The following is a 12,317-nucleotide window of genomic DNA, read 5'->3' on the forward strand; positions in this document are numbered from 1 at the left end:
CTCTTAGTTTTTTAATTGGTTAACGTATACTCATCGAAATAGTAAACACTATCATCTCCATTATTTCCGAAGTCAAAGAAGATAACTACTCGAACATAATCTGTCGTGGGTGCTCCACTAAAGTCATACACCAACTCTTCCCATTGATTTGTTGTTGTTGTATTTAAATCAACCTCATGAGTAATACTTGCATCTGCATTCTCAAGTTTAACCTTTACAACTACTCCTTGTTTTGGTGACCAGGTTCGTACGCTGATTTTACTATAAGTATTAAAATCTAATGGTGAACCTGTCTCAAAGAATCCTCCTGCCCAAACCTCTGAACCATTTGTTTTTGTTAAACGAGCAACATTTCCTGTCGTGTTTGCTCCAGTAGCATCTGGATTTGCGATAACATCAATACCTGCAATGTTTCCAAAAACAGTAAATACTGGTGGAGTTCCTTCAAAATCTTGGAAAACTAAGGGTTGTGGACCTCCTATATCATTTACTAACTCTATTTCATCATAGTAATACTCCGAACCATCTCCGTTATTACCAAAATCAAAGAAAATCACAATACGAACATAATCTGCTGTAGGTGCTCCACTAAAGTCATACACTAACTCTTCCCATTGATTGGCAACGGTAGTGTTTAAATCAACCTCATGCGTTATACTTGCATCGGCATTTTCTAATTTTAGTTTTACAACTACTCCTTGTTTTGGTGACCATGTCTTTACTCGAATCTTTGAGTAATTTGCAAAGTCTAATGGAGAATCAATTTCAAAGAATCCTCCTGCCCAAACCTCTGAGCCATTTCCTTTTGTTAATTTAGCTACGTTTTCCGTTGTATTAACGCCTGACATATCAGGATTCGCTATCACTTCAACTCCTGCGCCTCCAAAACTTGTAAATACTGGTGCTGTTCCTTCAAAATCTTGAACACCTAAAGAACTACTATTTGAAGGTGATTTCCAGAAGTAAATATTATCAATGAATACGGTACCCGCTGCCCAAGGGGTTCCTACAAACTTCAACTGTAAAATCTCTGTAACTGTTAGACCTTGGTCTGTATAATCCGATATTGGAATATCGATACTTGTCCATTGATCTTTTGTTAGATCATTTGTTACTGGTGCTTCCGTAGTTACCGTTCCTGCAACATTAATTAACGAAGTTTCTAGTTGATCAACATCTGCGGTCCAAACATCTAAGTGAATATATTCCATGCCACTTACATCTTGTGGTGAGCCAAACTGAATTCCTTGGTAACTCAGGTTGATGTATTGTAACATCTTATCACCATTTAAATCAAACTCTGTCCAACTACTTCCTTGACCGCCTTGTCCCCAATCTGGGAATGTATCAGTATCCGCAACATTGGTGTAAGCCGATCCGTAAATCGAAATTACATCCGAATCGTTCCGAGTTGGTGGTATTGGTGCTGAACTTACTGGTTGAAGAATTTCTGTTACAGTGAATGTTGCAGTGTACTCTGTAGTAGCAATTGCAGCTCCTTTTGCAACAACACGAATATCATAATCCCCTGCCATGGTATATTGGTAAGAAATAGTTTCTCCAATATTGGCGCTAGCAACCGGCTGTGAAACGCCAGACTCACCAGAATAAAATTCAAACATCGTTGCAAAATCTGCTGTAGTCGTTACATTTACTTGTCTTGATACCGCCTGATCATTTTCAACAGTAGCTACTAAATTCTCTGGTGCTTTGAACGACACAACTAATTGCTGTGTTGACTCCGTCATTTTTCCATTTAAACTAAAAGCTTCTATTTTTAAATCATAGGTACCTTCTGCATACACATGAACAACACTTTCCCCTACTGCTAATTCTGACGGTTCTGCTGTACTATCGCCATAGTAAACTTTAAAATTACTAGCTCCATCCGCAGTTGGTGTAATCGTTACACTTCCTGTATTGTCCTGTGTAATATCATATGTCGCTGCAACATTCGTCGGTGCAACTATAGAATCAACAAAAGATAAATCTCGCTCATCTTCCGTACACGATCCTAAAATCAATATAATCAATAGTATGTTGAGTATTTTCTTCATAATTTCATTTTTACATTAATACCCTTGGTTTTGACTCCAATTTCCATTTGCGAATTGAATTTCTTCGATTGGAATTGGAAATAATTCGTTTTTATTTGGTGTAAAACCACTAATTGCAGTTCCATTTCCAGTTCTCACTAGATCAAAAAATCTATGTCCTTCTCCTACTAACTCTAATCTTCTTTCGTTATAAATATCTTGAGTTAAGGTTGTTCCTGTTGAGCTAATATCATGATTTGTATCTCCGAAGGCTCTCCTTCTTACTCTATTCAAATATTGTAATGCTCTTCCATCACTAATTCCTCCTCTATTTAAGGCTTCTGCCGCCATTAATAAAACATCAGCAAAACGGATTGATCTGTAGTTATTTGGATTTGTAAGATTTGGATCTCCTGTATTTAAATCTCCCTTTCTTGCTATGTACTTTCTATTATAGAATCCGGTATGCTCAAACCCTTCTGTATAAGTTGCCCCAGTTGTAGTTGCCCAAGCATTGATATCTAAAATTGCAATATCTCTTCTTAAATCGTCAGTATCGAAAGCATCATAAACCTCTTGAACTGGAATATTAAAACTAAAACCGGAGTCAAATTCTGGTCCGTTATAATTTCTAATTCCGTTGAATCCAACTGCTACATTACCTTCACTACATTGCAAACATCCGAAACCAGCACCTTCAACATCCGTATATTGAACTTCAAAAACAGATTCTACTCCATTTTCTCCACTGTGCTCGAAGATTGTATTGTAATCTGTTACTAAATTAAAAGGACCATTATTAATTAGATCTTCTAAAATATTTGCAGCTTCTGGAAACTTATCTTGGTATAAATATGCTTTCCCTAATAAAGCTTGAGCCGAACCTTTATTTGCTCTTCCAACTTGTGGAGAAACGTACGATAAATTGTTAATCGCATAAATTAAATCAGCTTCAATAGATGCATACACTTCTTCTACAGATGATCTTGGAATAGATTTTTCATCACCTAATTGAAAACGTGCATCTCCTTTTAAAGGAATACCTCCAAACCATTTTACTAACTCAAAATGATAATACGCTCTTAAAAAACGAGCTTCTGCAATGATAATATTCTTACCATCAAAATCAGTTTTATCCTGAAATTCTAAAATGTAATTTGCTCTATTCACACCGGCAAACATCCAACTCCAGATATCTCTTAAGTTACTATTCACTGGCGTATGAATCATATCATCAATTTGCTGGAAACCAATAACATCAGTTGCACTTTCTCCACCACATAATGTGTTATCAGAAGCAATTTCTCCTAACATTACGTTTACATACGTAGCTTGCAACAAATCATATGCTCCAATTAGTGCCTTATAGTAATCATCCTCTGAGTTAAAGTAGTTTTCTGAGTCTATGTTATACTCATTTACATTATCTAAAAATTCATCCGAACAACTATTAAAAGTAATCGACATTAATAGAATTGCAATGAATGAACTTATTATGTTTTTATATTTTTTCATGTCTTAATTCTTTAAAATGCTAAGTTTAATCCAAATAAATACTGACGAGAAATTGGATAGAATCCATAATCAATTCCACCTCCAATAGGTTCACCGGAAGTCCCTGTTGGATCAAAACCTTTGTAATTAGTAAAAGTGAAAGCATTGTTTACAGTAGAATATAATCGTACTTTAGAAAATCCTATTTTTTCCAAAACGCTATTTGGTAAACTATATCCTATTTGAATATTTTGAACTCTCAAGAAAGAAGCGTCTTCGACATAAAAACTTGAGAATAATTTATTATTGGTAGCTCCAGTGGTAATTCTTGGTACTTCATTACTCGTTCCTGGACCAGTCCATCTATCTAAATAAAATGCGTGTCGGTTGACATTAGGTTGATCTCTTTCGTAATTTCGGACCATTTCTTTATTTAACTCAGCATACATATAAGAGGTAAAATCCCAATTTTTATAATTAAAATTTAAGTTTAACCCCATTAGAAACTCTGGTTGTGGATTTCCTATAAAAGTTCTATCATCAAAATTTATAACTCCATCGCCATTCGTATCTACAAATTTCAAATCACCAGGTACAGCGTCAATACCTAATAGACCTGCCTGAGATGGTGAATTGTTAACTTCTTCAACTGTTTGAAAAATCCCATCAGTTTGTAATCCATAAAAATAACCTATCGGTTGCCCTTCAGACATTCTAGCTGGTGCCAATTGACCTACACCAAATTGACCTCCTTCGATAAATAAATCTCCATTTACATTTGTTACAGAAGCTTGAATATTTGTAAAATTATATCTTATATTGAAATTGAAATCTTCTCCTATGTTATCTTTATATCCAACTAAAAATTCAAAACCTTTTACCCTTGAAGTCCCAGCATTTACGGTTGGATTTCCAGATCCTGGTGCTGCTGTACCAATAATTCCAGAAATCGGAACACTAGCAATTAATAAATCATTTCTATCCTCCAAGAAGTAATCAGCCACAATCTCCAATTTATTATTAAACATATTAGCATCTATTCCTATATCTAACTTCTCACCTCTTTCCCATCTTGCATTAGGATTTTGAAGTCTTCCAACTGCTATTCCATTCACAATTGCATCATCCAGCACATATGTTGCTTCTCCATCTAATTGTGCTCTATATAAATTCCCCCCTGCATTGGTACCAAGAAAACCATAACTTCCCCTTAATTTTAAAAAGTTAATTACTTCTATATCCTTCATAAATGATTCTTCTGATACTTTCCAACCCGCAGTAATTGATGGAAAATAATCAACTCTATTATCTGGGGTAAAATCTGACGCCGCATCTCTACGAATCATTGCTGAAAGCAAATACTTTCTTTTATAGTCATATTGTAAACGTCCGAAATAAGAAAGTAAACGATTATCAAAAACGTAAGAACCATTTGTTATTGCATCTAACGTACCTGTTGTTAGACTAATATCTGCAAAATCATAAGAATTATTAGGTACATCATAACCTGTTGCGAAAAGCCCATCTCCCCAACTTTTTTGCATACTCGTTCCAAGTGTTGCTTCAAAATTATGATCTTCTCCTATGGTCTTTTTGTAGTTGATAAAAGTTTCCCAGTTATAATTGTTAGAATTTGTTCTAGATTGATTTACTTGACTTCTAGGCCTATTAAAGACTTTACCAGCTCCATAATTTACAATCGGTAAAAATGTTTTCCCTTTGCCGTTAAATGTTTTGTAACTAATTCTACTAGTTACATTTAAATCTTCAAATGGTTGATACTGTAATTGAAAAGTACCTTCAATACCACTTCCAAATTCATCATCATAGGTATCTCTTATTTGAGATAAAGGGTTAATTACTTCATTCCCTAAAAATCCATTGGTATCCTCTTGCTCTAAAGAATATGTTGGAGCATAATTCAAAGCATTGAAAAGAACAGAACCTAAACCATTTTCATTAATTTTCCTTCTATCGAAAGTAAAGAAGTTCGTTTTCGATGAAATTTTAAATTTATCGCTTAAGTCTATATCTAAATTCATTCTTATATTATTTCTCTCGAAGTTAGATTTTTCTGGTGCAATAATTCCATCTTGTTGAAGCATCGATGCTCCTAAATAATAACTTATTTTTTCAGACCCACCAGAAATACCGATATTATGGTTCATCATAAAAGCAGTAGTAAAAACTTGGTCCTGCCAATCAGTATTATTAGGAATGTTACTCACATCAGGAAACGGTAAAGCTTGTCCTCCCGCTGCATAACTTTCATTTAGAATAAAAGCATATTCCGAAGCATTTAAATAATCTAATTTTTTGGTAGTTTCTTGAATTCCCGTATATCCATCATAGGTAATTTTCATTTTAGCATTTTTTCTACCTGACTTTGTTTTAACTATAATTACACCATTCGCACCTTGAATACCGTAAATAGCTGCTTGTGCATCTTTCAAAACCGAGAAAGATTCGATATCATTGGGATTTATTGTATTAAGGTTTCCTCCTGCTAGACCATCAATGATTACTAAAGGTCCATTAGCTCTGTTTGAACTAATCCCTCGAATAAGAATTCCTGCACCAGCACCTGGTGAACCTGAAGGAATTGTAACTGATACACCAGAAGTTGTACCTTGTAAAGCTAAACTTGCGTCAACTGGCTTTAAATCCTCAATAGTTTTAGAATCAACTAATGAAATTGCACCTGTGACGTCTTTTTTAGATTTGCTACCATAACCAATGATAACAACTTCTTCTAATTGCTCTGAATCTTCATCTAACTTAACGTTGATAACTGAGCCGTTTACCACTACAGTTTTTGTACTATACCCAATTGAGGAAAAAACCAAACTTGATCCTTTATTAACTTTAATTGTATAGTTTCCATCGAAATCGGTTTCTGTTCCATTACTAGAATCTTTTATTAAAATACCAACTCCTGGAATTGGTTCACCTGTTTTCGAATCGGTAACTTTTCCGCTAACGTTCATCTCTTGTGCATGTATTACGACTATAGATAATGATAACATAAATAGTGTAATGAGGTTTCTCATAAAACGAGTTTTTGATTATATCATAAAAATAGTTGATATTTTTTATGAAATTCACAATAAACTCCAATACAAAAAACATACAACGTAAAAAACGTCTGTATACTTACGATTTAGTTAACATTTTAGACAATAGTTTTTTGGAAAAAAGATTGATGTTGTAGTTATGTATAGTTATTTAAAATCAAATGTTGTGGTTTTAAATATCTAAAATATAGTTTGTTAAGTTCACATTATGAGGTAAATCTATCTTTTTACGCAAACGATAACGTTTTACTTCCACACTTCTAGGTGATATATTTAGAAGGGGTGCTATTTCTTTAGAAGACAAATTTAATCTCAAATAGGCGCACAATCGAAGATCATTTGGCGTTAAATTGTTGTGCATTTTTTTCAACTTATTGATAAAGTCTTTATCGGCATTATTAAATGCTTCTTTAAACATTTGCCAATCATCTGTATCATTTAAATTGTTGTCAATTATCTTAATAACTTGCTTCAAGCTCTTTTCATCACCTCTCATAATTTCCTTCTTCAAGGAACTCAATAACTCATTCTTCTTAATCATACTCATCGTCGAAACTGCTAGCTCTCTATTTTTGCTATCAACATCTTGTTTCAGCTGAGTATTTCTAATTTCCATTAATTCTTTTTCACTTTCTAGTGATTTTAACTGAAATTCTCTCTCTTGCTTACGAAGTAAATCTTCTCGCTGTTTTCTGTAATATCTTTTATAAAGTCTATCCATAAATAAAGAGAATACAAAAACAATCAATACATATCCTGCAATTGCAAAGTTAGAAATATACCAAGCCCTATTAATAATAAACTCATATGAAGGAATATTTTCCACAAGATCATCTCCTATTTTAGCACGAACTTTAAATTTATACTCTCCAAAAAACAAATTTTCAAAGAGGACTTTATTTTCATAACTCCAGTTACTCCAATCATTGGTATACCCTTCTAATTGGTATTGATACTTTACTGGAGCATCCGTTGATAAATAGGGAACACTATATGAAAACTCCAAACTATTATACTTTGGAGACAATTCTAAGGTATTGTCATTATACAACTTTAACTGCTTTGGAGCTCCATTTACGGAGTTATTTTTAATTCCAGTGATAGAAAGTTCGTAATTAAGTTTATCAGAAACTTTCAAGTCTGTTAAAATATAACCATTCAATGTTCCCAAAAGATATTTATTCTCTGGTAACATCTGAATATTTTCATACCCCACAGCCCCCTTTCTCAAACTATTACTAACGCCTTTACGAGTAATAATTGAATGAGCACTAAATTTATCGGGTCTTAAATAATTAATATTTTCTTGAGAAAAAGAGAAGAGTTTATTTGATTGTTTATCAAAAATTATTTTACCTGATAAAAAATCCTCTTTCAAAATCAGTTTATCCAACATTGTATCTCTCGCGAATTTCCCTGCCTTATCAAAATACCTAAATACTCCTCCTTTATAAGCATAAATGATATTATTCTGATATTTCACAATACTTGAATGCACACCTTTCGTTATTGAGGAATCAATTTTGACATCTAGAACATTCTTAAAATCCTGATCAATTTTAAGCTTGTAAACTCCTTTATATTCATGATTTACAAAAACAGTATTGTTATGATGTATTTCGAAAAATTTACAGGAATTGTTAAACCCTTCTATCTTATGAGAAAGCATCCAACCATTACTACTTTTCTCCATAATATATAATCCATCATAATTTCCTTGAAGTAGTTTATTATTAGAAATTTGTTTGACCCCCCAAGCACCATCAATCGTACTGATTAAATTTACTTCTGTATTATTTACAATAAAAGTTCCATTATTGTGACCACAAAATAATGTATCATCAACTATATCTAAGCTCCAAACTTGTCCCTGTGTATTCTTAATAAAAGAAAATTTATCTGAGGACGGATATTTCTTTGCAAACAATCCTTGATTCGTTCCTAGATATAAATATCCATTAAAGTAACTCGCCGTATAAACTGTGCCCAATGTACCATTTGGATCTTTGAAAATTCTAAAAGAAGAAGTGACATCGATCTTGTTGATTCCATTATCTAGCCCTAACCAAATATCACCTTTTTTATCCTCAAAAGTTGTTAAAACAGTGTTGTTGGATAATCCATTTTCCTGATTTAAAACATATTGAATCTCGCCTGTAGACTTTAAGTAAAACGCTCCGTTTGAGATGGTTCCTATCACAAAAGAACCGTCTGAAAGCTGCTTAGCATTGTAAATTGATTTATCTTTAAGGAATTTAGTTAATTCGGAATTCAACTCAAACTCATCCTCCGTAGTGTAGAAACCATTACCCTGAGTTAGAAATACTAGTTTTTGATTATTTTTATAAATTAAGACTACAATATTATCTCTTAATTCTTTCTTATCGGACAATAATTTTGAAATCCCTTTTTCAATTTTGAAGATACCTTTACCAAACTTTTGAAAATACACACTATCATCTACTTTGAACATTTTAGTGATAGTTGAATCTGAATTAATAACTTTTACTAAATCAGAGCTTAGATTGTAAATGTAAATTCTTTGTAGAGACTGAAAAAGAATCCATCCGTCTAATTCGATTATATTCCAAAATTGCTCATCAGATAATAACTTAATATTATTTTCTTTCACTAAGGAAGTATAATTTAGAATTCCAAACTCATCTTTTTGCCAATATCCAAAATCCATATAAAACCCTGTAAAAATTTTATTTTCATGAGCTTTTACAGATCTCATAATAGTTTGATTTGGTGTTGGATACAAATCCCAACTCGCTCCATTAAACTCAAGTAATCCTTTATTATTTGCTACATAAATATATCCGTTTTCAGATTGACTTATAGACCAGTTTTGAGATTCAGCATGATAATTCTCCGGAGAGAAACGATTAATCAAAGGTAACTCTTGTGAATTTACCTTTAAGATTACAAACAATAAGAATAACGTAAAGAAACTACTTCTGCTCAACTAAGAAAAATAAATATAGATTAGTATTACAATAATACAAATAAATATCCCAACAGGTTTGGTATGTTTCCAAGGAGTTATGTCGACTTGCTTAGATTCTTTTTGCTCGTAAGGAACCGCTTTTGGTTTAAACTTTCCTATGAACAACATAATTGCTGTATTTACAACAAATAAAATTGCCATTACATGTAAGAAATTCGGATAAGCCTCTGCCTTTGCTAAATTTAACGCATCTGTTGTATTAACTCCTAAAGCTTTTGCATTTTCTAATGCATCATTTACAAAACTAGGTCTTAAAACAAACTCACTTATAATGTATAGTACTGAACCTGTTAGTAAGCCAATTTTGGCTGCGATTGCGGGTACTTTTTTAGTTACAAAACCGACAAATATAATAGTTAAGATTGGTATACTATAAACTCCATTTACTTGCTGTAAGTAAGTAAAAATACTTTCTAAACTCGATAAAAAAGGCGCAATAAACATTGCTGCGACTGCTAAAATAACTCCAAATGTTTTTCCATATTTAACAACAACTTTTTCTTCCGCATTTGGGTTTAAATGTTCTTTATAAATATCAATACCAAATAAAGTTACAGAACTGTTTAACACACTATTGAAAGAGCTTAAAATAGCACCAAATAAAACAGCTGCAAAGAAGCCTATGAATTCTTTTGGTAAAATCTTACGCACTAATTGTCCATATGCCTCATCTGGTGCGCCTACCTCCATAGTACCTTGAATTGACATATAATAAGCTATAATTCCAGGCAAAACAACGATGATTGGTCCTAATATTTTAATAAAAGCACCAAGTAATAAACCTTTTTGACCTTCTTGTAAATTCTTTGCTCCTAAAGCTCGTTGAATTATTTGTTGATTCGTTCCCCAATAAAATAATTGAACTAACATCATTCCTGTAAATATTGTGGCAAATGGGACAGAAGCAGCAGAACCACCTACAGAATTAAAGTGAGATGGAATTTTATCTTGTAAAATTGCAAAACCCTCAAACATACTTCCTCCACCAATAAAAACCAGCCCGAATATAGGAATTAACAAACCTCCAATTAATAATCCGATCGCATTGATTGAATCCGAAACAGCAACGGCTTTCAACCCTCCAAAAACTGCATAAATCGAACCTATGATCCCGATTGACCAAACGCAAATCCATAACGCTACTTCTTTCGAAACTCCCAACAACCCCGGAATATTAAACATTCCACTTATTGCTAACGATCCAGAATATAATATTGTTGGTAATAAAACAATAGCATAACCACTCAAAAACAATACAGAAGTTAATGTCTTCGTAGAAACGTCAAATCTTTCAGCTAAGAATTGTGGGATTGTAATTAATCCACTTTTTAAATATCTTGGCAGTAAAAAAACTGCGGTCACCACCATAGCAATTGCTGCTAAAGTTTCCCAAGCCATTACTAAAATACCCTCTGAAAATGCTGATCCATTTAAACCAACGATTTGTTCTGTAGATAAATTAGTTAATAAAAGTGAGCCTGCAATAACTCCCGCCGTTAAACTTCTTCCGCCTAGAAAATATCCATCTGAAGTTTGTTCATTAGTATTTCTTGTAGCAGTCCAAGATACCACTGCTACAATTAAAGTGAATCCGATAAATGATAAAATTCCTAACATAAATTATTGGTTGTTTGTTCCGACAATTTAAGATTATTTTATGGCTTGTAATCCAGAAAATGGTAATGTATGGTTTTTGTATAGGTTACAACTTAAAACCAAAAACAAACTAGACATGTTCCTCAATTCTTAGTTCTAATCTCGGTCATTGTTTTTCCATACCACTCTTTACATGCTCTTGAAAGACTTGAAATTTCTGAATACCCTAAAATATCAGTTAATTTAAAATAACTCATTGTTGTTTTCGTCAAATATGTATACAACACTTCTTTTCTAACATCTTCTTTCAGCTTTTCAAAACTCGTTCCTCTTTTTACGAGTTGTCTTTGTAGTGTTCTTGGATGATATGCTAACGCTTTACAAATATTCCTTTTTGATGCATATTCCGTACCCAAAAAACGAAATAACATCCGTTTTACTTTTAGGTCTACTTCTTCATTTCTTAACTCATAATTATTCTTCAAATATTCTTCGGCAGTTTTTAAATAAATATCGCTTCTATTTTTAATTGAAACTTCCAGTAACTCACGGTTTACGTGTATACCAGATCTAAAATGATTAAAAATGAACGAACTATTAAAAAACTTACTATAAGAGTTCGAAAGCCTTTCATGAGAAAAAGCAACTTTTAATGGAATATAGGAATCACCAATTATTAGCTTCAATATCTTATGTAAATCCGCCACACAGAGTTCTAAGCATTGTTTTGAACTAGAACCTGTACCCGAGTTAACTTCTAAAGAGAGTTCAATAGCTCCTGATATTAAAGAACTTTGCTCATAAACTTTTAAAATTATACCCGTACTATGAATATGAAGATACTTAGCAGCTAGAGTAATAGCGTCACCCATAGTTTTCGCGTTTCTTATAACCATTGCTATAGGTCCTAGAACATCTATACTTTGATATTTAGATAATTCTAATCCAAAAGAATAACAATTTGTTTGTATTGCACATTCCTCAAGGATATTTGTTACTGAACTTAATGGAATAAAACTTTCCGTATTTCGCAATTGCTCTCGTGTAATTTTATACTTTTTCAATAAAACGCTCATATCCTCTTCTAAGGAATTCATTAACCTCATT

6 protein-coding genes are annotated in these 12,317 nt (G+C 32.8%); all 6 read right to left on the reverse strand.

Annotated features, from left to right (window positions below; all coding sequences use genetic code 11):
• Positions 1-11 precede the first annotated feature (11 nt).
• The 6 genes from BTO06_RS08885 to BTO06_RS08910 all read right to left on the reverse strand — a co-directional run bounded on the left by BTO06_RS08885 (position 12) and on the right by BTO06_RS08910 (position 12,307).
• Positions 12-2,057 (reverse strand): hypothetical protein, encoded by a 2,046-nt coding sequence (locus BTO06_RS08885; protein ID WP_198517151.1) that lies wholly within the window; start codon positions 2,055-2,057, stop codon positions 12-14.
• Positions 2,058-2,072: 15 nt separating this feature from the next.
• The gene (locus BTO06_RS08890) at positions 2,073-3,551 is read right to left on the reverse strand and encodes a RagB/SusD family nutrient uptake outer membrane protein (RefSeq protein WP_100924964.1); all 1,479 of its coding nucleotides are present in this window, start codon (positions 3,549-3,551) and stop codon (positions 2,073-2,075) included.
• A gap of 11 nt (positions 3,552-3,562) precedes the next feature.
• Positions 3,563-6,580, reverse strand: a complete 3,018-nt coding sequence (locus BTO06_RS08895; protein WP_100924965.1) for a SusC/RagA family TonB-linked outer membrane protein — start codon at positions 6,578-6,580, stop codon at positions 3,563-3,565.
• Positions 6,581-6,776: 196 nt separating this feature from the next.
• Positions 6,777-9,572 (reverse strand): two-component regulator propeller domain-containing protein, encoded by a 2,796-nt coding sequence (locus tag BTO06_RS08900; protein WP_100924966.1) that lies wholly within the window; start codon positions 9,570-9,572, stop codon positions 6,777-6,779.
• Positions 9,573-11,231 carry a solute:sodium symporter family transporter gene (locus BTO06_RS08905; RefSeq protein ID WP_100924967.1) on the reverse strand — a complete coding sequence of 553 codons (1,659 nt, stop codon included), beginning with the start codon at positions 11,229-11,231 and terminating at the stop codon, positions 9,573-9,575.
• A gap of 122 nt (positions 11,232-11,353) precedes the next feature.
• On the reverse strand, positions 11,354-12,307 hold the full coding sequence (locus BTO06_RS08910; protein ID WP_198517153.1) for an AraC family transcriptional regulator: 954 nt from the start codon (positions 12,305-12,307) through the stop codon (positions 11,354-11,356).
• Positions 12,308-12,317: the final 10 nt, after the last annotated feature.

Source organism: Tenacibaculum sp. SZ-18 (genome assembly GCF_002813915.1).
Classification (GTDB): Bacteria; Bacteroidota; Bacteroidia; order Flavobacteriales; family Flavobacteriaceae; genus Polaribacter.